The following is a 21,798-nucleotide window of genomic DNA, read 5'->3' as shown; positions in this document are numbered from 1 at the left end:
GCAGAGTTGTGGGAAAACGCGATCGCGCGCGACCCGAACCGCACTTCGCCACAACTCTCTGCCGCGGACGCCGCACCCGCGACCCACGCACCCACGCCCGCCACATCCCCCGCGCCCGCAGAGGCCACCGCGGCCGCAAAGTTGTGGCCAAACGCGATCGTGCGCGACGCGAACCGCACTTCGCCACAACTCTCTGCCGCGGAAGCCGCACCCGCGCCGGCCGCCCTGGCCCAACCAGCGACCCACGCACCCGCGCCCGCCACATCCCCCGCGCCCAATCCGGCCGATCCCGCAGACGCCGCCACCTCCCCCGCACCGCCGGCGGGCGCAGAGTCGTGGGAAGACGCGCTCGCGCCCGACCCGAACCGCACTTCGCCACAACTCTCTGCCGCGGAAGCCGCCGGTGCGACGCAGCTGCGGCTGGTGCTCGCCGGGGAGGTCGCGCTCGACGGCGACAAAGACGACGCCAGCGACGGTGACAACGCCAATGCCAACGCCAATGCCGATGACAAGGCCGGCCCCGCTCACCGCGGCGCGACGGTGACCCCGCTCGCCGGCGCCCCGCGCATCCGCATCACATGGGACGAGGGCGTGCACGCGAGCCTGACCCCCATCGACCTCGAGGATCCGATGCTCGCGGACGTGTGGGGCCCTAGACTCGTGCGACTCGACCTCGACGTCGCACACCGGTCAACGCTGACCGTCACCGCGCGACAAGAGCACTCGACACTGCCCCTCGGGCAGACAGAAGCTGTGGGGGTCACAGAATGATGGAACAGGGATCACGACTCGCGACCGAGCGGCGGGACCTCATCCTCGAGCGGCTGCTCGCGTCCGGCGCGGTGCGGGTCGCCGAGCTCACCGATGCTCTGGATGTCACCCCCGTCACGCTGCGACGCGACCTGCAGCAACTGGAAGCGGAGGGGCTGCTCGTGCGCGTGCACGGCGGCGCGGTGCTCCCGCCCGACGGCGCACCTGCGCTGCAAGCGCGTCAGGCGAACAACGGCGCGCAGCAGACCATCGGCGTGCTCGTGCCGTCACTCGACTTCTACTGGCCGCGCGTCATCCGCGGCATGGAGCAGGCGGCCCGCGAGCAGGGCGCGAAGCTCCTGCTCCGCGGCACGTCCTACGAGATGCAGGATGAGCGGCCCGTGCTCGAGCGCATGGTCGAGCACGAGGGCGTCACCGGCCTTGTCGTCGCACCCAACACCGATACCGACCACGCGCGCGAGGTCATGGAGTGGCTGCACGAATCCGGCCTGCCGTTCGTGCTCGCCGAGCGTGATGCCGTCGTCGGCCCCGACCGCACCCCGGCCGAATCGGTCACCACCGACCACGCGCTGGGCGCCGTGCTCGCGGCCCGCCACCTCGCGCAGCTCGGCCACCGCAAGGTCGGCCTCTTCATCTCGCGGAACTCCCCCACCTCGCGCAAGATCATCGCGGGCTGGTCCGCCGCGTGCCGCGAGCTCGGCCTCACGCCGGGTGAGCACGTCGAGCGCATCCTGCCCGACCGCCGCGACCCGCGATTCTCGGGCGCAGTGGATGCGGTACTCGACGCGGTCCTCGAGGCGGGCGTCACGGCCCTCCTCGTGCACTCCGACCGGGAGGCGATGGCGATCATCGACGTCGCCCTCGCCCGCGGGCTGAGCGTGCCGGAGGATCTGTCGGTGGTCGCCTACGACGACGAGGTCGCCGACCTCTTCACGCCGGCGCTGACCGCGGTCACGCCGCCCCGGTCGTCGCTCGGGCGGGCCGCCGTGACGACCCTGCTCGCGCGCATCGCCGACCCGACGCGCCCCGTGCACCGCACCGTGCTCAGCCCGAGCTTCAACTCGCGACTCTCCACGGCGCCGCCTCGCGACAGCTGAGCCGCTTGCGGGCGTTCTCCCAGCCTTCCTGCCCGCGCATCCCCCTAAGATCTTCCGAAGCAAGGGGAGTACTCCCGTCTGCGGTGTGCCCGTCAATACGAGCGTGATTCCACGTTCCGGGGCACCGGTTCCACCAGCACCACCCGAGAGGGAAGCTGGCCGGAGCGGAGGAGACCTTGGTGTCATCGACGAACACCGATCCCCCTTTGGAGTACCCCCATGCAGGTCACCACCACTGTCTGGCTCATCACGATCGCGGTGACGATCGCCTTCTTCGTGTACGAGTTCTTCGCCCACGTGCGGAAGCCGCACGAGCCCACCATCGGCGAATCCGCCCGCTGGTCGGCGTTCTACATCGGCCTCGCGCTGCTGTTCGGTGTCGGCATCGGCTTCGTCACCGACTGGCGCTACGGCGGCGAGTACTTCGCCGGCTACCTGACCGAGAAGGCGCTGTCGCTGGACAACCTCTTCCTGTTCCTCATCATCATGACCGGCTTCGCGGTGCCCAAGATCTACCAGCAGAAGGTGCTGATGATCGGCATCGTCATCGCGCTCATCATGCGAGGCGGCTTCATCGCCGTCGGGGCCGCCCTCATCGAGAACTTCTCCTGGGTCTTCTACCTGTTCGGCGCGCTGCTGTTCGTGCTCGCCTACCAGCAGATCAAGGGCGACCACGGAGACCCCTCGAACAACGCCTTCATGCGCTTCGTGCGCCGCATCCTGCCCGTCACGGATGAGTACCACGGCGACAAGATGACCGTGAAGAAGGACGGCAAGCGCTTCGTCACCCCGATGCTCCTCACGATCGTCGCGATCGGCTTCATCGACCTGGTCTTCGCGCTCGACTCGATCCCCGCGATCTACGGGCTCACCAACGAGGCGTACATCGTGTTCACCGCGAACGCCTTCGCGCTCATGGGCCTGCGCCAGCTGTTCTTCCTCATCGGCGGACTGCTCGAGCGCCTCGTCTACCTCAGCCAGGGCCTCGCCGTCATCCTCGGCTTCATCGCCGTGAAGCTCGTCTTCCACGCCCTGCATGTCAACGAGGTTCCGTTCATCAACGGCGGCGAGCCGCTGCTGTGGGTGCCGGAGATCCCGATCTGGTTCTCGCTCACGTTCATCGGCGCGACCATCGCGGTCGCCACGATCGCGAGCCTCCTCAAGACGCGGAACGACCGCAGCAAGTCCGAACGCTCCACGGTGCAGGACGAGCCCATCGAGACGGCGGCCGACGCTGCGGATGTGCCCAGCGCCCGCGACGCCTAGCAAGCCGCCGAACCCCGACACCGCAAACGCTGCCCGGCGTTTCGCCCTCTGAGACCACTCCCAGAGGGCGAAACGCCGGGCAGCGTCGTAGACGGGGCGAAAGCTGCGATGCGACGCCTCGGCGAGGACTGGGCCGGCGCTCCAGTTGACGCGCGTTAGTCAGTGTCGTACTGTGCTCCTATTGCGCGCATTAACGCGAGTTAGTCAACGGAGACAGGATTCGAATGAGCGGTCAGAATGCGTCGGCACACGGGGGTCCCGCGCGTGCGAAGGCAGTCACGATGGCCGACGTGGCACGCCACGCGGGCGTCAGCCGGACGGCAGTCTCCTTCGCTCTGAACGGAACGGATGCGGCCATCCCGGAAGGCACCAGGCGCCGCATCCGCGATGCCGCAGCCGAGCTCGGGTACCGCCCGAACGCGGCAGCCAGGGCGCTCGCCGTCCAGCGCACCGGATGGTACGGCCTCGTCACGGAGATCGTGACGGCCCCGTTCGCCGTCGACATCGTCAAGGGCGCCCAGGCCGCCGCGTGGGAGCTCGGCAGCTTCCTCCTCATCGCCCCGAGCGACGAGGAGCCGACCATGGAGTCGCTCGCGATCGAGAAGCTGCTCGAGCAGCGGGTCGAGGGCATCATCATCGCCGCGACCTGGCACCGCGGCATCCGCGTGCCGGACAACGCGCACGACGTGCCCTGCGTGCTGGTGAACTGCTACGACCTCGACAACCGAGTGCCGAGCATCGTCCCCGATGAACGCCAGGGCGGGCGCACGGCAGCTCGTGCGCTCCTCGACGCCGGGCACGAGCGCATCGGCCACATCACGCTCTCCCCCGGCATCGCGGCGACGGTCGGCCGCCTCGCGGGCCTCCGCGACGAGATGCGCCTGGCGGGGCTCCCCCTCGGCGACGAGCTCATCGAGTCGAGCGACGGGACAGCGGATGGCGGCTACGCCGCGGCCACCAGACTCCTCGATCTGCCCGAGCGACCGACCGCGATCTTCTGCGGCAACGACCGCGTCGCGATGGGCGCCTATGACGCCATCAAGGAACGCGGGCTCCGGATTCCCGAGGACATCTCCGTCGTGGGCTTCGACGACCAGGAGATCCTGGCCGGCTACCTGCGACCCGGCCTGACCACCGTCGCCCTTCCCTTCGAGGAGATGGGCGCGGCAGGGGTGACCATGCTCACCTCGCTGGCAGCGGGCGAGACGATCACCGATCGACAGATCGAGATCGCCTGCCCGCTGCGCTCGCGCTCGTCCATCGGAGGTCGAATCCGATGATCGAGCAAATCCCTCCCCTGCGAACTCCTACGCACGCGAAGAAAGAGACACCATGACCCTATCCATCAGACAGCGCGTCGTCACCGTGGTCGGCATGGGCGCCGTTGCCGCGGTCGCCATGTCCGGCTGCACTGCGTCCGCTTCCGGCGCCGGTGAAGCACTCCTGACGATCCCTCGCGAGGACATGGGAACATTCAGCCAGAACTTCAACCCGTTCTCGCCGACCGCCGCCCCGATGACGCAGCAGGCGATCTACGAGTCGATGCTCATCTACAACCCCGCCGCCGGCGACACCGTGCCGTGGCTCGCCGAGTCCTGGGAGACGAGCGGCGACGGCCTCACGCAGACCTTCGACCTCCGCGACGGCGTGCTGTGGTCCGACGGCGAGGCGTTCACCGCCGACGACGTCGTGTTCACCGTCGACCTGCAGCGCGAGCTGCTCGGCGGATTCGACTACCTCGCCGACGCCAAGGCCGTCGATGCGGACACGGTCGAGTTCACGCTGTCGAAGCCGTACAGCCCGGCACTCTACGAGCTGGGCCAGCTGACGCTCGTCCCCGAGCACATCTGGGCGGCCGAGGAAGATCCCGGCAACTTCGAGAACCCTCTGCCCGTCGGCACCGGCCCCTACACGGAGGTCACGAACTTCCAGGCGCAGTCGTTCGACCTCCTGCCGAACCCGAACTACTGGCAGGAGGGCGCCCAGAACATCCCAGGCATCCGGATGCTGGCGTTCGCCGGAAACGACGGGGCCAACCTGGCGGCCATCAACGGCGATGTCGACTGGGCCCCGCAGTACATTCCGAACATCCAGACCGCGTTCGTCGACCGCGACCCCGAGAAGCGGCACTACTGGTTCCCGCCGACGGGATCGATGATCAACTGGCAGCTCAACACGACCCTCCCGATGTTCTCCGACGTCCGCGTCCGTCAGGCGCTGTCCATGGCGCTCGACCGCGAGCAGATCGTCGACGTCGGCATGTCCGGCTACACGACCGCGGCGGACTGCACCGGGCTGTCTGGCGCGTATGACACCTGGCGCGACGAGGCGGTTGCGGACTCCTGCGGCTGGGCCTCGCTCGACCTCGCAGCGGCGGCAGACCTCCTCGACGCGGCGGGATACCCGGAGGGCGCAGACGGGATGCGGACCACTCCGGACGGCCAGCCGTTCTCCTTCACCATCTCGGTCGGCTCGACGTCGAGCGACTGGCTCTCGGTCGCGAACATCATCGCGCAGAACCTGGGCGAGCTCGGCATCCAGGCGACCGTCGATTCGCCCGACTGGGCCTCGGTCGTCGCCGGATACGAGACCGGCGACTTCGAGACCGGCATCGTCTGGAGCGCCGCCGCGCCGACTCCGTACCAGTACTACCGCAACACGATGTCGACGGAGACCGTCGTTCCCGTCGGCGAGCAGACCTTCGACAACTACCACCGCTTCGGCAGTGCGGACGCCGATGCGCTGCTCTCCGAGCTGGCCAGCGCCTCCGAGCCGGAGCAGCAGGCCGCCGCGACCTCGGGCCTGCAGCAGCTCTTCGCGGAGCAGACCCCGGTCGTCCCCCTGTTCTCGGGCCCCGAATGGGGTGCGTACACGACCGAGCGCTTCGTCGGCTGGCCGACGGAGGAGGACCCGTACGCGACGCTCGCGACCCGTTCCTCCACCACCGTGCTCGTGCTCACGAAGCTGACACCCGCCGAGTAGCAGCCGCCTTCTCTCGCCGCCGGCCGGGCCAGATCCCGGCCGGCGGCCCAGCCGCCGCCTGCCCTGAAGGGGCCGCGCCGCCGTCCCATCAACTCCACCCGCTCCATCCATCGAGGAGGATGTCGTGAGCTTCATTCTGCGCAGGCTCGGGTTCTACCTGCTGGCCTTCTGGGTCTCCATAACCCTCAATTTTCTCCTCCCGCGTCTCATGCCGGGCGACCCCGTGACGCGCATGCTCTCGCGTTCTCAGCAGCGGCTCGACCCTGAGCAGGTCGATTCCCTTCGCGAGATGCTCGGTGTCAACGGCGGCCCATGGTGGCAGGAATACCCCGAGTACCTGGTGCGCATCCTCACCGGCGACTTCGGCGTCTCCATCTCGAGGTTCCCGACTCCCGTGACGGAGGTCATCGCCCAGCAGCTGCCGTGGACGCTGCTCCTCGGCGCCGTTTCCCTGTTCATCGCCGTGATCGTCGGCAACCTCCTCGGCATCCTGGCCGCGTGGCGTCGGGGCGGCGTGCTCGACTCGATCGTCCCGCCCTTCCTGGTCTTCATCGGCTCGTTCCCCTACTTCTGGCTCGCGATGGGCGCGCTCTACGTCTTCGGAGTCATGCTCGGGTGGGCCCCGCTGCGCCACGCGTTCAGCGTCGGCCTCACGCCGTCGTGGGATCCGGTGTTCATCAGCGACGTCGCGGCGCACCTCATCCTGCCTGCGCTGTCGATCGTGCTCGTGTCGATCGGCGGGTGGATGCTCGGCATGCGCAACACGATGATCGCCACGAACTCGGAGGACTACATCCTCATGGCGGAGGCGAAGGGGCTCAGCTCGTCGCGCGTCATGCTCCGGTACGGGGCCAGGAACGCGCTGCTCCCGAGCGTCACCTCCATCGGGATGAGCCTCGGCTTCATCGTCGGCGGCGCCCTGCTCACCGAGGTCGTCTTCGCCTACCCGGGCGTCGGCTACCAGCTGCTCGCCGCCGTCCAGGGCCTCGACTACCCGCTCATGCAGGGCCTGTTCCTCACGATCACCGCCGCGGTGCTCCTCGCGAACTTCCTCGTCGACCTCATCTACGTCCGACTCGACCCGCGCGTTCGCGTGCGCTGAGAGGTACCCATGTCGATCCAAAGCCCCGAGTCGCTCGCGCACGCCTCAGCCGTCCGCGACGCGAGCCAACCGCCGAGCACCAGCTCGATCGCCACCCGTGAGCCGGATGCGCAGAACCGCTCGCGCGGACGTCAGCTGACGCGCCTGCTCCGCGCCCTGCTGCGCAACAAGAAGGCACTGTCCGGGCTCATCATCCTGCTGGTGTTCGTGGCGCTTGCGCTCACCGCGCCCGTGATCTTCCCCGGCGACCCGTCCCGGATCGGGTCGGGCGGAGCAACTCCACCCAGCGCGGACCATCTGCTGGGCACGACCGCGAAGGGGCAGGATGTGCTCGCGCTCACCGTCTGGGGAGCTCGCTCGAGCCTGCTCGTCGGGTTCGTCGCGGGTGTGCTCTCGACCCTCGTCGGCATCGTCGTCGGGCTCACGAGTGCCTTCTTCGGCAAGCGCGTCGACGATGCGCTCTCGCTGGTGACGAACGTCTTCCTCCTGATTCCCGGCCTCCCGCTGCTGGTGCTGCTCGCCGCGTTCCTCCCGCCGGGACTCGGCACGGTCATCGCGGTGCTCGTCATCACGGGCTGGGCTGGCAGCGCTCGGGTGCTCCGCGCTCAGGGCCTCTCGATCCGCGGCAAGGACTACATCGGCGCCGCCATCACCTCCGGAGAGCGACCGCTGTCGATCATCCTGCGGGAGATGCTGCCCAACGTGGCATCGATCGTGATGACCACGCTGCTCGCCTGCATCATCGGGGCGATCGGCGCGCAGGCCGGCCTCGAGTTCCTCGGGCTCGGCGACCCGAACACCCTCTCGTGGGGCACCAACCTGTTCTGGGCGTCCAGCGACGGCGCGCTCATGATCGGCCAGTGGTGGATCTTCATCCCCTCCGGTCTCGCGATCGCGCTCGTCGCCTTCGCCCTCGCCCTCTGCAACTACGCGGTGGACGAGGTCACCAACCCACGGCTCCGCAGGCCGCGCACCGCGCGGACCGCGACGGCGCCCACGACCGTCGACCGCAAGGAGCAGGCACGATGAGCGTCCTCGAAGTCCGCGACCTCACGGTCGACTACGTCAGCGACGAGCGGTCCGTCCGCGGCGCCGACCGCGTGTCCTTCTCGATCGCGCAGGGTGAGATCCTCGGCCTCGCCGGGGAGTCCGGCTGCGGGAAGTCGACGTGCGCGAACGCCATCATGCGGCTCCTGAAGGAGCCGGCTCGGATCACGGGCGGCAGCATCCTCTTCGACGGCCAGGATGTGCTGAGCATGGACGCCGCGCGTCTTCGCGATTGGCGCTGGCGGGAGGTGGCGATGGTCTTCCAATCGGCGATGAGCTCGCTCAACCCGGTGATGCGCATCGGCGACCAGCTCGTCGACACGCTTCGGGCTCACGAGCGCATCTCGAAGCGCGACGCATGGCGCCGCGCAGGGGAGCTCCTCGAGATGGTCCGGGTGGGCGCGGACCGTCTCCGCTCGTACCCGCATCAGCTCTCCGGCGGCCAGCGACAGCGGGTGGTCATCGCGATGGCCTGCTCCCTCCGCCCCCGCCTGCTGATCCTCGATGAGCCCACGACAGCCCTCGATGTCGTGGTGCAGCAGGACATCCTGCAGCAGATCCGGGACCTCCAGCAGGAGCTCGACTTCGCCGTGCTGTTCATCACCCACGACATGTCTCTCATGCTCGAGCTGTCCGATCGCATCGGCATCATGGTCGCCGGTCGCATCGTGGAGGTCGCGCCAGCCGCGGTCATCCGGGACGGCGCGCGTCATCCGTACACCCGGGCGCTGCTCGGGGCGTTCCCACCGATCAGCGGCCCGAGGACGAAGCTCTCCGGCCTGGCCGAGGGTGTGCGCTTCACCGATGTCCCCGACCTCGTCGAGGTCGCCCCTGGCCACCTCGTCGCTCCGAGCGGCGCACTGATCGAGGAGGAGACGCGATGAGCGTCGTCACCGAGCACGAACCCGTCCTGCGCGTGCGGGGCCTCTCCAAGCGGTTCCCCGGTGCCGGCCTCTTCGGCCGCCGCGGCGCGGTGGACGCCCTGTCCGACGTCGACCTATCGATCGGCCGCGGTGAGATCGTCGCGCTTGTCGGCGAGTCCGGGTCGGGCAAGTCGACGCTGGCGCGGTGCGTCGCGCGCCTCGAGCAGCCGACGTCGGGAACCGTCGAGCTCGACGGAGTGGATGTCCTGCGCTCCGAGCGCCGCTCAGCCTCCCGCGCATACCGGAACCGCGTGCAGATGGTGTTCCAGGACCCCTTCGGATCGCTCAACCCGGCCCACCGCGTCGGGGCGGTCCTCGAGCGGACCTTCCAGCTGCACGGCATGGGCCAGGGCGACGTGCACGAACGCTGCGCCCAGCTCGTCGAGTCGGTGGGCCTGGATCGACAGGTCCTGAGCGCATTCCCGCACGAGCTCTCGGGCGGCCAACGGCAGCGCATCGCCATCGCGCGCGTGCTGGCCGTGGAACCCGATGTCATCCTCGCCGACGAACCGACGTCGATGCTCGACGTCTCCGTGCGCATCGGCGTGCTGAACCTGCTCGCCGGGCTCAGGGACGAACGCGGCATCGCCATGCTCTACGTCACGCACGACCTCGCCTCGGCGAGGTACCTCGCCGACCGGATCCTGGTCATGCACCGCGGACGGATCGTCGAGGGCGGCGAATCGACCACGCTGCTCGCCAACCCCAGCCACCCCTACACGCGCCTGCTCGTCGGCGCCGTCCCCGACCCCAATCGGAGCTCCGCGCCGGATGTCGGCGTTCGCGCCCGCCTGCGGGAGGAGATCGCCGCGTGGACCTCCGCGCCAGCGCTCTCGCGCCGCATCGTCGACGCCGACAACGACCACTGGGTGCTCGCACCCGAGGAGAACGAATGACCGACACCACCGTCCGCGCCGACGAGCAGCTCGTGAGGGCTCAGTCCGACCGGCTTCGCCCCGCCTTCCACTTCACCTCGCCGGCCGGCTGGCTCAACGACCCGAACGGGGTCGCGCAGGTCGATGGGCTCCACCACCTCTTCTACCAGCACAACCCGGAAGCTCCGGTGCACCACCGCATCCACTGGGGTCACGCCGTCAGCGACGATCTCGTGCACTGGCGCGATCGTCCGATCGCGCTGCGCCCCGGAGAGGGCGCCGACGGCGACGGCTGCTGGTCCGGCGTGCTCGTCGACGACGCTGGCACGCCCACGCTGGTCTACTCGGGCCGCCAGGGGCTCCGCGAGCTGCCGTGCCTCGCCGTCGGCTCGGCCGATCTCGAGGAGTGGTCGCCGCTGCCCGAGCCGATCATCTCGACCCCTCCAGAAGGTGACCTCACGGCGTACCGCGACCACTGCGTGTGGCGCGAGGGCGACGTGTGGCGCCAGCTCATCGGCTCGGGGGTGCGCGGGGACGGTGGGTGCGCGTTCCTGTACGAATCCACGGACCTCCGCGAGTGGCGGCTCATCGGTCCGCTCGCGTCGCTTCCGGCGGGCCAGATCGCCATCGACGACCCGGACTGGACGGGAACGATGTGGGAGTGCGTCGACTTCTTCCGGCTGCTCCCCGGCGACTCAGCTGGAACCGCGGCGACCGCACCGCCGGACGCCGCAAGCGGCGACCCGCATGCGCTCATCTTCTCCGCCTGGCACGAGGGCGCGACCCTGCATCCGCTGATCGCCCTCGGGAGGTATCGGGATGACGGGTTCCAGATCGACCGTGTCCAGCGGCTCGATCTCGGGAGGCGCCACGCCTACGCCCCGCAGACGTACCGCGACGAGACGGGCCGACGCATCCTCTGGTCGTGGATGCAGGAGGGGCGCACCGACGAGGCCATGATCGCCGCGGGCTGGTCGGGCGCCATGGCCCTCCCCCGAACGCTCTGGCTCGACCGTGCGGGCGTCGTCCGGCAGGAGCCGGTTCCGGAGTTCGCCGCCCTGCGAACGCACGAGCTCGCCGGCGACTGGTCTGGCGACACCCTCGACATCGAGGTGGATGCGCTCGTCGGGGACGGGCAGCGACTCGCCGTGACCGTTCTCGCCACCCCGGACGGCGAGGAGGCGTGTGTCATCGAGCTCGCTCGCCGGGACGGAGCGCTGCACCTGAGCCTCGACCGGTCCCGGTCCTCCGCCGACACGACCGCGGACCGTTCGCGCCTCGCCGGCACGGTGCCGGAGCCGGGCACCGCCGACGACCGCGAGCGCCCCTCGCGTCTCCGCGTCGTCGTCGATCGGTCCTCGATCGAGGTGTTCTGCGATGGCATCGCCCTGACGGCTCGCGTCTACCCCACCCGCACCGATGCGCTCGGCGCGAGGGTCGAGGGGGACGCCGCGGTCACGCGCGCGATCGCGTGGCACATGGCGGGCGCCGAGGAGCACAACCGGATCCAGCTGCGCTGAACACGGCACCGACCCGCCCCCGAGGGAACCTGATGACGAGCACCGCACCGACCACCTTCCGTCCCGCGTTCCACATGAGCGTGCCCCGCGGCTGGAAGAACGATCCGCAGCGCCCCATCCGCGTGGGCGACGAGTACCTCTCCTACTACCTGGCGAACGACGACTACGTCGAAGGCGGGACCGGAACCTCGTGGCGTCTCGCGACCACGCGGGACCACGTTCGCTTCAGCGATCAGGGGACGGCGATCCCCAAGTTCGCGAACGGGAACGGGGACTGCTGGTCGGGCTCCGTCGTCGTCGATGCGCACAACACGGCCGGGTACGGACGTGACGCGGTTGTCGGGCTGGTCACGCAGGCGCCGGCTGGCGTGCAGGCGGTCTACCTCTGGGTCTCGACGGATGGCGGGCGCACCTTCACGCCAGGCCCGCCCGACCCCGTCCTCCCGAACCCCGGGGTCGTCGACTTCCGCGACCCGAAGGTCGTCTGGGATGACGACCGCGCGCGCTGGTGCATGCTCCACGCGGAGGGCGACACGATCGGCTTCTACGTGTCGGGCGACCTGCACGGTTGGCGGCGGGTCGGCGAGCATCGCATCGAGGGCATCGGCCTCCTCGAATGCCCCGACCTGTTCCGGATGCGCGCGAGCGACGGCACGCGCCACTGGGTCCTCGGCACGAGTGCGAACGGCAAGGCAAGGGGCCTGCCCGCGACGTACGCCTACTGGGTCGGCGAGTTCGATGGCTCGGTCTTCACCTGCGACGAGCGGGAGGCCCTGTGGCTCGACCACGGGTTCGACTTCTACGGGGCCGTCACCTACGACGCGCACGACGCGGGCGGAGATGTCGACGAGTCACTGCGCCGCGCCATCGGCTGGGCGAACTTCTGGGACTACCCGCACAATGCGCCATCGATGGTGACCGACGGGTACAACGGTGACGACATGATCGTGCGGGAGCTTCGCCTGCACCGACGCGGCAGCGGCTACGCCCTGAGCGCTCAGCCACCGGCTGCGCTCCTGGAGCACGCCACTCGACGCCATTCGCTGGGGACCGTGGCCGTCACCGGGTTCTCGGATCTCGAGGTGCGGGCGGTCGCGTACGAGCTGCGCTGCGAACTGCGCTGGGACCCGAGCTCGCCACCCACCGGCGCAGGGCTGGAGCTCCGTCGCGCGAGCGGGGGTGCTCGGCGCATCGAGGTGGGGGTGTCCTTCGCAGACGCCTCGATCTCCGTGGACCGCGGCGAGACGTGGAGCCCGAGCGGCGGCGCGACGACGACGAGCATCGACACGTCGGCGGGATCGCTCCCTCTTCGGATCCTCGTCGACCGGTCCAGCATCGAGGTCTTCGTCGGCGAGGGGTTCGAGGTGCACTCGCATCGCGTGTTCCCGCTGCCAGCCGACGACGGCATCCAGCTGCTCGCCGAGGGCGGCCAGATGACCTTCGCGGACCTCGAGATCATCGAGCTCGAGGTCCGCTGAGGCGCATTCGCCCGTGTGCTCAGTCCAGCGCGGCCGAGACGGGCACGCGTGGCCGGGGCGCTCCGGCCAGCTCGGCGGATGAGGGCGGGTCCGCGCCGGGACGGGAGACGGTGATCGCCGCCGCCGTGGCCGCTCGCTCGAGCAGGCTGCCCAGGTCTCCGCGATCGATGCGGCGGAGGGCCCCGCGGGCAGCGCCGTCCCTGAAGCCGAGTCGGAGCATGCCCTCGATGATCGCCGACATGAACGTGTCGCCGGCGCCCACCGTGTCGGCCACCGCCACCGAGGGCGCGGCGACGTGCGTCGTTCCGGCCTCGGTCACGGCGGTGGCGCCGCTGCCCCCTGCGGTGACGACGACGACCGAGGGGCCCATCGCGCGCCAGGCGCTGGCGACGTCGATGAGGCGTTCCCCGGGGTAGAGCCAGGCGAGGTCCTCGTCGCTGGCCTTCACCACATCCGCGAGCGCCACGATCTCCTCGACGCGCCCACGGACCTCGCGGTGATCGCCGAGGAGTGCAGGCCTGATGTTCGGGTCGTAGGTGACGAGCGCACCTTCGCGCAGCCGGCGGATCGCCTGCAGCACCTCTCCTGCCCCCGGCTCGAGCAGGGCCGCGATGGACCCGGTATGTACGATGCCAGCAGTCACGGCGTCATCGACTCGGACGTCCCAGTCGAGCTGGAAGTCGTAGCGCGCCGAACCCGACTCGTCGAGGAACGCGGTCGCCGTCGACGTGGCGCCGGCGCTCGATCTCCCTCCGGTCAGGATCTCGACGCCGGACGCCTGCAGCCACGCGCGGACGCTCTCGCCACGCCGGTCGTCGCCGATCCGCGTCAGCAGGCGGGGGCGACAACCGAGTCGTCCGAGCGCGAGCGCCACGTTCGCGGGGCTGCCCCCTGGGCTCTCGTCGATGCTCCCGTCCACCCGATGGACGACATCGACGAGCGCCTCGCCGAGGACGAGGATGCTGGCGGTTGCCAGTCCAGGCGCGACGTCTGCCGTGTCGACGGTGCCTCGCATCCCGTTCAACGCCCCGTCGAGCGCAGGAAGCTCAGCTCGCTCTGCGCCTCTTCGATGAGCGGGGTGAGCCGGTCGTTGAAGGCCTGCCCAGCAGGATGCGCCAGGTGGGCCTGGAAAGCGGCGTCGTCCGCGTAGATCTCGAAGACCAGGAAACGGGACGGCGCCTCCTGCCTGCGGTAGACCTGGAACTCCAGATTGCCTGGCTCGGCACGCACGACCTCGGCGTAGGCGAGGATCAGCTCCAGGACCGTGGCCTCGGCGCCGGGCCTGGCCGTGAACTCCGCGTAGAGCGTCGTCTGCCCAGCGCTCGATGCGCCGCCCTCGCCCTCACGCATCAGCGGCACCCGTCATGATCGCGACGGCGTCGGTCATGTTGTGCGACTGCGGCGTTATGGTCGCCGCTCGCTTCCCGAGTCGCTGGATGTGGATCCGGTCGGCGACCTGGAAGACGTGCGGCATGTTGTGCGAGATCAGGATGACGGGAACGCCCTGCTCTCGAAGCCGCTCGATGAGCTCGAGCACCTGCTTCGACTCCCGGACCCCCAGCGCCGCAGTCGGCTCGTCGAGCACGACGACCTTCGATCCGAACGCCGCCGCCCGGGCGACGGCGACCGCCTGCCGCTGACCGCCTGACAGGTTCTCGACGGCCACCGTGACGTCCTGCAGCGTCGAGATGCCGAGGCGCTGGACCTGCTCGCGGGCCTCCTTGCGCATCCCCGAGGTGTCGAGGGCACGGAACACCGTGCCCGCGATGCCGGGCTTGCGCCGTTCACGGCCGAGGAAGAGGTTGGATGCCACGTCGAGCGCAGGCGACACCGCGAGGTTCTGGTACACGGTCTCGATGCCAGCGTCGCGTGCATCCTGCGGCCGCTTGAAGTGGACCGGCTCGCCGTCCAGCAGCAGTTCCCCCTGGTCGGGCACGTAGGCGCCGGTGAGGCACTTGATGAGCGTCGACTTCCCGGCGCCGTTGTCGCCGATGACCGCGAGCACCTCTCCGGCGTGCAGCTGAAGGCTCACCCCGTCCAGCCCCACGACCTTGCCGAAGGTCTTGACCAGCCGCTTCGCCTCGAGGACAGGGACCCCCTTCGGTGCTGTCGTGGGCTCGACCGCGTCTGCTACGAGGCTCATTTGCGTACCTTCCTGATCCACTGGTCGACGGAGACCGCGACGATGACGAGAATTCCGATGGCGAGGGTCTGATAGAGACCGTCGACGCCCGCGAGGAAGAGACCGTTTCGGAAGACGCCCACGATGATCGCCCCGAGGAGCGTTCCCCAGATGATTCCCCGCCCGCCGAAGAGCGAGGTTCCGCCGATGACAACTGCGGTGATCGAGTCGAGGTTGAGGTCGGCGCCGGCGTTGGGGCTGGCGGCACCCGATCGGCCGATCTGGATCCACGCGGCGACCGCGAGGACAGCACCGGCGACGACGTAGACGCTCATGAGCACCTTCGTCGTCGAGATGCCAGCCAGTCGCGCGGCTTCGGCATCGTCGCCGACCGCGTAGACGTGCCTCCCCCACGCGGTCCGCCCGAGCACATAGGCGACGAGCACGTAGAGCGCGAACATGATGATGACGCCGACGGTGAGCATGACGTCGCCGACCGGGAAGGCCGTGGCCGTCCACGTGAGCAGCTCCGGCATCTCCGCCTTGCGGATGGTCTGCCCGCCGCTGTACAGCAGCGTCAACGCGACGAAGACGTTCAGCGTTCCGAGCGTCGCGATGAAGGGCGGCAGCTTGACCCTCGTGACCAGGAACCCGTTGAGGGTGCCGGCAGCCAGCGCGGCGAGCAGGCCCGCGAGCAGCGCCAGCGGGGCCGGGAACCCGTTGTGGACGGCGGTCTGCGCGGTGACCATCGACGCCAGGATCATGGCAGCCCCGACCGACAGGTCGATGCCTGCCGTCAGGATGATGAGCGTCTGGGCGATGGCGACCGTGCCCACGACCGAGACCTGGTCGAGGATGAGCGACAGGTTCCCCGGGGCGAAGAACCTGGGGTTGATCGTGCCGAAGACGATGATGGCGATCACGAGCACGACGGCCGGGCTGATGGCCGGATAGCGGTGGAGGACACCGCGGACCCGATCGAGCGGGGTCCGCCGGTCGAGGAATTCGGCGGCGAGGTCGAGGGATGAGGTGGGAGGAGAGGTCTGAGTCACGAGTTCACTTCCTTGCAGTGGCGAGAGGCGTCGCGGCGCCGTGCGGCTGTCGCGACGGGTGCTGGACTACTTCGTGCCCCAGCAGAGCTCCGCACCCTCGGTCGTGTCGATGGACTCCACGCCGTCAGCGGGCTGGTCGGTCACCAGCGAGACACCCGTGTTGAAGAAGTCCAGGCCTTCGCTGGTCTCCGGGGTGCTGCCCGTTCCGACGAGCTCGGCGATCGCCTCGACGCCGAGCTCCGCCATCTTCACGGGGTACTGCTGGCTCGTGGCGTCGATGATGCCGTCTGCGACCTGGCCGACACCGGCGCATCCGCCGTCGATCGAGACGATCGTGACATCGTCCTTGCTCTTCCCCGCGGCCTCGAGTGCCTGGTAGGCGCCGTATGCGGCGGGTTCGTTGATGGTGTAGACGACGTTGATGTCCGGGTTCTTGGCGAGGAGGTTCTCCATCGCGGTGCGCCCACCGTCCTCGGCGCCCTGGGATGCCTCGTTCCCGACGATGGTGTACTTGCCGCCTTGGCCGCCGGAGTAGTTCCCCTGCGGGGCTTCGTCGCCGTTGACCGTGTCACTGCCGAGCTCGATGCCCATGCCCCGGAGGAACCCCTGGTTTCGGTTGTAGTCGACCGAGACCGCCTTGTCGTCGAAGAGGTCGATGAGGCCGATGACGGCCTCCTTGCCCGCAAGCGAGTCCGCTGCCCACTCGCCGACGTACTGCCCGGCGAGGAAGTTGTCGGTCGCGAAGGTGATGTCGACGGAGTCCGCCGGGTCCGGCACGGTGTCGAGGGCGATGACGAACAGGCCGGCGTCGCGAGCCTTCTGGACGGCGTCGAGCACGGCCGGCCCGTTCGGGGTGATGAGGATTCCCGCGTCGCCCTTGGAGATGGCCGCTTCGATCGCCTGGATCTGCGTATCCTCGTCGCCGTCCTCCTTGCCTGCTGCGAGGGTGAGCGTCACCCCGTTCGCATCCGCCGCCGTCTGCGCGCCGTCCTGCATCGCGATGAAGAACGGGTTCGAGTTGGTCTTGACGATGAGCGAGACGCCGATGTCGCCCTCTCCCCCACCCTGCGCGGCCTGGTCGGCCCCGGCGCATCCCGTCAGCGTCAGCGCTGCGATGGCGAGCACCGAGGAGGCGGCGAGAAATGGCTTCCGAGCGATTGGATTGCGGTTCTTCATTGAATTCCCCTGATCGTCTGCGTTGATTGACAACGTTGTCAACCACGTTTGTACTCCATGCTCCGAGTAGAGTCAACAGGCCGTCGAAAGAAAGGTCGATCGTGACAACAGCCCCTCGGCGAGACGACCCCGCGAGCGGGCGCTCCCGCACGACCATGAAGCAGGTCGCCTCCCTCGCAGGGGTCGGGGTGAAGACCGTCTCCCGCGTCGTGAACAACGAGCCGAACGTGTCCGCGACCACCACCGAGCGAGTGTGGAACGCCGTCAGGGCCCTGAACTATCACGTGGACCTCGCCGCCGGGAACCTCCGGAGAGCCGACGGACGGAGCCGGACGATCGGCCTCCTCGTCGGCAGCGTCGACAACCCGTTCGCGGCCGCGATCCACCGAGCCGTCGAGGACGCGGCACTGCACCACAGCGTCGCCGTGTTCGCATCGTCGCTCGACGACGACGCCACTCGCGAGGAGGGCGCCGTCAGCGCATTCATGCGACGACGCGTGGACGGCCTGATCCTCACGACGACCCAGCAGCCCACCTACCTCGCCACCCTCCGCGACCGGGACATCCCGGCCGTGTTCGTCGACCGCGTCCCCCCGGGACTCGACCTCGATGCCGTCTCGAGCGACAACCAGGCCGCGGCCGCACGGGCGACGACACACCTGATCGAGCACGGTCACCAGCGGATCGCACTCCTCGCCGACCGCCTCTCGATCCAGACGGCCGAAGAGCGCCGCCGAGGCTTCCTCGAAGCCCTGGGTGAGGCCGGCATTCCCACACGGCTCGCCACGACCGTCACGGAGCTCCACGACGAGGAGACCTCGCGCGCGGCACTCGGCCGACTGCTCGACTCCGAAACGCCACCGACAGCGGTCTTCAGCTCCCAGAACCTCGTCACCATCGGGGCCCTGCGAGCCCTCCGGGAGCGGGGCCTGCAGAACGAGATCGCGCTGGTCGGCTTCGATGACATCCCGCTTGCAGACCTGCTGGTTCCCGGCGTCACCGTGATCGCCCAGGACCCGCAGCAGATCGGGCAGCGCGCAGCCGAGCTGCTCTTCGACCGCCTCGGCGGCGACCGTGGCCCCGCCCAGCGCGTCACCGTCCCAACCCGCCTCATCGAGCGCGGCAGCGGCGAGATCCTCGCCCCCGCCTCCTGACGAGACCCTCACCCCCTCCCGTCGAGGTCGACACCACTCAGCTCTTGATTTGTCCGGTGGACAGTCTCTAGCATCGCTCGGAATGGGCTGACATCGTTGTCAGTCCAGTCCGTTGCATTCGACGCACTGAGAAGAAATCGAGCGAATCCATGACATCGACGTCACCGAGACACCCGAGAAGGACGCGGAAGGCTCTCGCCGCGCTGGCAGCGACCAGCATCGCGTTCGCCGTCCTCACCGGGACAGCCGCCGCGGCCGCCGCCGAGGAGCCGGCCGAGGCAGGGCAGGAGCAGTTCCGCCCGCAGTTCCACTTCTCCCCCGAGAAGAACTGGATGAACGACCCCAACGGCATGGTGTACGTCGACGGCGTCTACCACCTCTACTACCAGCACAACCCGGAGGGAACACGCTGGGGGAACATGAGCTGGGGCCACGCCACCTCCACCGACCTCATGCACTGGGAGGAGCAGCCGCTCGCACTCCCCCGGACCTTCGACGATTCCGGGGTCGCGATCGAGGACATCTTCTCCGGATCGATCGTCGTCGACGAGACCAACAGCTCCGGCTTCGGCACCGAAGACAAGCCCCCGCTCGTCGCCATCTACACGAGCGCGTACACCCAGGACCACCCGACTCACCCCGGGATCCAGGCTCAGTCGCTCGCCTACAGCAACGACGGCGGGTACACCTGGACGAAGCACGAGGGCAACCCCGTCTACGACCGCGGCTCTGCCAACTTCCGAGACCCGAAAGTCTTCTGGTACGACGGTCCGGCCGGTGCGTACTGGGTCATGGCGGCCGTCGAGGCGGTCGACCACAAGGTGATCCTCGCGAAGAGCACCGACCTGCGCTCCTGGGAGCACCTCTCGGAGTTCGGACCCGCGAACTCGACGGAGGGCATCTGGGAGTGCCCGGAGCTCTTCGAGCTGCCCGTCGACGGCAACCCGGACGAGACGAAGTGGGTCATGGTCGTCAACCTCAACCCGGGGGCCGTGGCTGGCGGCAGCGGCGGCCAGTACTTCGTCGGCGACTTCGACGGCGTCGAGTTCACGAGCGAGACCACGGTCGAGCCAGGTACCACGGCAGAGGGAACCCCGTTCGCGACCTTCGACGGCGGGGACTTCGGCGGGTGGACCGTCACCAACGAGGCGGGGAACGAGGCGGACGGGCCGTGGGGACTTGCTCCAGCGGCCGGGACGCTGCCGGGCCAGGGCCCCGTCAAGGGCGCCATCGGAGCCGGCTTCGCGAACGGCTTCCACGGCGGAGACTGGCCGGTGGGCTCCCTCGAGTCCCCGCAGTTCACGATCGAATCCGACGTCATCAACCTGCTCGTCGGCGGAGGCAACCACCCGCACGTGGACGGCTCGCAGCTCGGGAACGAACCGCCGGCGGGCACCACCGTCTTCGACTTCGAGCTCGCCGATGGCGAGAACCTCCTCGGCTCAGGCTGGGAGGCGACGGGCGACTTCGCCCTCGACCCGGCACGCAGCCCCTCGACGACGAGCGGCGAGTACGCGCTCGGCGACAAGCGCGTCAACACGTGGGAGGGCGGACCGCTCGGAGACGACAACACGGGCACGATCACGTCGCCCTCCTTCACGCTCGACGGCGACTTCGCTTCCTTCCTCATCGGCGGAGGCAACCGCAGCGACGGTACCCTGCAGGTCGAGCTGCTCGTCGATGGCAGCGTCGTGCGCACGCAGACCGGCGCCGACGCCGGGCAGATGACGTGGCAGTCGTGGGACATCAGCGAGTTCGCCGGCAAGGATGCGCAGCTCCGCGTTCGAGACGAGGCGACAGGCGGCTGGGGGCACCTCACCTTCGATCACCTCGTGATCGGCGACGAGCCCTCGCAGCTGCGCTCGGAGGAGACCGCGGTCAACCTCATCGTCGACGGCGAAGTCGTGCGCACGGCGACCGGCAGGAACAGCGAGACGCTCGACTGGTCGAGCTGGGACGTCTCCGACCTCCGCGGACAGCAGGCCACGATTCAGGCGGTCGATCAGAACAGGTCGGGCTGGGGCCACCTGATGCTGGACCAGATCATGTTCGCCGACACGAGCGTCCCATCGACGCTCGAGAGCTACGACTGGCTCGACTGGGGCCGCGACTACTACGCGACGGTCTCGTACTTCGGCACCCCGGAGGGGAGCCGGATCATGCAGGGCTGGATGAACAACTGGGACTACGCCAACGACATCCCCACCTCGACGTGGCGCAGCTCGATGACGCTCCCGCGCGAGGTCGTCCTGACCTCGACTCCAGCGGGGCCCCGCCTCAAGCAGCAGGTCGTCCCCCAGGTCGATGAGCAGCTCGACGTTGCAGGCGCGGCCACGCGCACGGACGTCGCCCTCGACGGCGCGGTGGATCTCGGACTCTCGGGAGACGTCGCGAAACTCGAGGTGACCCTGGAACCGGGCGAGGCGCAGCGGGCGGGAATCACGGTCTTCGGGGACGCCGAGTCGGGAACCCGCATCGGCTACGACGCCGCGCAGGGACGCCTGTTCGTCGACCGGACGGACTCCGGCAACGTCGACTTCCACCCCGCCTTCGCATCGGTGGAGGATGCGCCGGTCGCCCTCGACGACGACGGCTCGGTCACCTTCTCCCTCTACCTGGATCGCGCATCCGTCGAGCTCTTCACGGCGGACGGGATGGTGACCATCACCGATCAGGTGTTCCCGAACGAGGGCGCGGACGCCATCACCGCCTGGTCCGAGGGCGGATCAGCGACGCTGCGCAGCATCACCGTCACGCCGGTGACGCCGACGATGTGGCAGGAGCCCGGACCCGTCGTTACCCCGCCGACCGCGACGGCCACGGCAACTCCGACCGGGGGCGCCACGGCTGCTCCGACCGCGAGCGCCTCGCCGGCGCCGTCGCCGACGCCGACAACCCCATCCACGCCTCAGGGCGGATCGGAGACCGGGACGCCGACTCCGGAGGGGCTGGCATCGACCGGCGCGGACTTCCCCCTGGCGGCGGTCCTCTTCGGCCTGGCGCTTGTCGGTGGCGGAACGGTGCTGGGCGCTCGACGACTCGGTCGCCGAGGTCGGTAGCAAGAGCCTCCCGGCGATAGGGCGCGGCTGGCCCTATCGCCGATCGCTGCCCGGCGTTTCGCCCTCTGAGACCACTCCCAGAGGGCGAAACGCCGGGCAGCGATGCCGCGGAGCGGGCGCAGGGGACGGCGGGTGTGCGGGGCGCGGGGCGCCGCGCGGCGCGGCGCGGAGCGC

Annotated in this window: 17 protein-coding genes and 1 pseudogene; 13 read left to right on the top strand and 5 right to left on the bottom strand. The window is 69.3% G+C overall.

Annotated elements, in window-relative coordinates:
* The 11 genes and pseudogenes from C5E10_RS19240 to C5E10_RS16595 form a co-directional block, all read left to right on the top strand.
* Positions 1 to 771, top strand: a pseudogene (locus C5E10_RS19240) (hypothetical protein); the annotation flags it as partial.
* Entirely contained in the window at positions 768 to 1,868 is a 1,101-nt protein-coding gene (locus C5E10_RS16640) for a substrate-binding domain-containing protein (RefSeq protein ID WP_104240334.1), read from the top strand. The pseudogene C5E10_RS19240 and the gene C5E10_RS16640, both read left to right, overlap by 4 nt.
* Positions 1,869 to 2,087: 219 nt before the next feature.
* Positions 2,088 to 3,134: a TerC family protein gene (locus tag C5E10_RS16635; RefSeq protein ID WP_104332586.1), complete on the top strand. Its 1,047-nt coding sequence runs from the start codon at positions 2,088 to 2,090 to the stop codon at positions 3,132 to 3,134.
* Positions 3,135 to 3,415: 281 nt separating this feature from the next.
* Positions 3,416 to 4,414, top strand: a complete 999-nt coding sequence (locus C5E10_RS16630) for a LacI family DNA-binding transcriptional regulator (RefSeq protein ID WP_258071186.1) — start codon at positions 3,416 to 3,418, stop codon at positions 4,412 to 4,414.
* 52 nt (positions 4,415 to 4,466) lie between these two features.
* On the top strand, positions 4,467 to 6,116 hold the full coding sequence (locus C5E10_RS16625; protein WP_104332584.1) for an ABC transporter substrate-binding protein: 1,650 nt from the start codon (positions 4,467 to 4,469) through the stop codon (positions 6,114 to 6,116).
* A 124-nt stretch (positions 6,117 to 6,240) separates the two neighbouring features.
* Positions 6,241 to 7,218 (top strand): ABC transporter permease, encoded by a 978-nt coding sequence (locus C5E10_RS16620; protein ID WP_104332583.1) that lies wholly within the window; start codon positions 6,241 to 6,243, stop codon positions 7,216 to 7,218.
* 9 nt (positions 7,219 to 7,227) lie between these two features.
* A complete protein-coding gene (locus C5E10_RS16615) occupies positions 7,228 to 8,247 on the top strand; it encodes an ABC transporter permease (RefSeq protein WP_104332582.1) in 1,020 nt (339 codons plus the stop codon).
* Positions 8,244 to 9,149: an ABC transporter ATP-binding protein gene (locus tag C5E10_RS16610; RefSeq protein WP_104332581.1), complete on the top strand. Its 906-nt coding sequence runs from the start codon at positions 8,244 to 8,246 to the stop codon at positions 9,147 to 9,149. Before C5E10_RS16615 ends, C5E10_RS16610 begins: the two co-directional genes overlap by 4 nt.
* Positions 9,146 to 10,084 carry an ABC transporter ATP-binding protein gene (locus C5E10_RS16605; RefSeq protein WP_104298237.1) on the top strand — a complete coding sequence of 313 codons (939 nt, stop codon included), beginning with the start codon at positions 9,146 to 9,148 and terminating at the stop codon, positions 10,082 to 10,084. The genes C5E10_RS16610 and C5E10_RS16605 overlap by 4 nt, the downstream gene beginning before the upstream one ends.
* Positions 10,081 to 11,583, top strand: a complete 1,503-nt coding sequence (locus C5E10_RS16600; RefSeq protein WP_104332580.1) for a glycoside hydrolase family 32 protein — start codon at positions 10,081 to 10,083, stop codon at positions 11,581 to 11,583. The genes C5E10_RS16605 and C5E10_RS16600 overlap by 4 nt, the downstream gene beginning before the upstream one ends.
* Before the next feature lie 32 nt (positions 11,584 to 11,615).
* The gene (locus C5E10_RS16595; RefSeq protein WP_104332579.1) at positions 11,616 to 13,061 is read left to right on the top strand and encodes a glycoside hydrolase family 32 protein; all 1,446 of its coding nucleotides are present in this window, start codon (positions 11,616 to 11,618) and stop codon (positions 13,059 to 13,061) included.
* A gap of 19 nt (positions 13,062 to 13,080) precedes the next feature.
* Here C5E10_RS16595 and C5E10_RS16590 read toward each other — a convergent pair whose 3' ends face one another.
* The 5 genes from C5E10_RS16590 to C5E10_RS16570 form a co-directional block, all read right to left on the bottom strand.
* Positions 13,081 to 14,076, bottom strand: a complete 996-nt coding sequence (locus C5E10_RS16590; RefSeq protein ID WP_104332578.1) for a carbohydrate kinase — start codon at positions 14,074 to 14,076, stop codon at positions 13,081 to 13,083.
* Between the two features lie 5 nt (positions 14,077 to 14,081).
* Positions 14,082 to 14,411 (bottom strand): putative quinol monooxygenase, encoded by a 330-nt coding sequence (locus tag C5E10_RS16585; RefSeq protein ID WP_104332588.1) that lies wholly within the window; start codon positions 14,409 to 14,411, stop codon positions 14,082 to 14,084.
* The gene (locus tag C5E10_RS16580; RefSeq protein ID WP_104332577.1) at positions 14,404 to 15,204 is read right to left on the bottom strand and encodes an ATP-binding cassette domain-containing protein; all 801 of its coding nucleotides are present in this window, start codon (positions 15,202 to 15,204) and stop codon (positions 14,404 to 14,406) included. The genes C5E10_RS16585 and C5E10_RS16580 overlap by 8 nt, the downstream gene beginning before the upstream one ends.
* Positions 15,201 to 16,235 carry an ABC transporter permease gene (locus C5E10_RS16575; protein ID WP_104332576.1) on the bottom strand — a complete coding sequence of 345 codons (1,035 nt, stop codon included), beginning with the start codon at positions 16,233 to 16,235 and terminating at the stop codon, positions 15,201 to 15,203. The genes C5E10_RS16580 and C5E10_RS16575 overlap by 4 nt, the downstream gene beginning before the upstream one ends.
* 66 nt (positions 16,236 to 16,301) lie before the next feature.
* Complete coding sequence (locus C5E10_RS16570) at positions 16,302 to 17,411, bottom strand: substrate-binding domain-containing protein (protein ID WP_104332575.1); 1,110 nt, start codon at positions 17,409 to 17,411, stop codon at positions 16,302 to 16,304.
* Between the two features lie 101 nt (positions 17,412 to 17,512).
* On the opposite strand from C5E10_RS16570, the gene C5E10_RS16565 reads away from it, so the two are divergent.
* Positions 17,513 to 18,565 (top strand): LacI family DNA-binding transcriptional regulator, encoded by a 1,053-nt coding sequence (locus C5E10_RS16565; RefSeq protein WP_308471721.1) that lies wholly within the window; start codon positions 17,513 to 17,515, stop codon positions 18,563 to 18,565.
* 149 nt (positions 18,566 to 18,714) lie between these two features.
* Positions 18,715 to 21,624 carry a glycoside hydrolase family 32 protein gene (locus C5E10_RS16560; protein WP_104332573.1) on the top strand — a complete coding sequence of 970 codons (2,910 nt, stop codon included), beginning with the start codon at positions 18,715 to 18,717 and terminating at the stop codon, positions 21,622 to 21,624.
* The last annotated feature ends 174 nt before the right edge of the window (positions 21,625 to 21,798 follow it).

Origin of the sequence: Pseudoclavibacter sp. RFBG4, assembly GCF_002931515.1 — a bacterium.
Taxonomy (GTDB): domain Bacteria; phylum Actinomycetota; class Actinomycetes; order Actinomycetales; family Microbacteriaceae; genus Pseudoclavibacter.
This window is presented reverse-complemented; position numbering and strand designations above follow the sequence as displayed.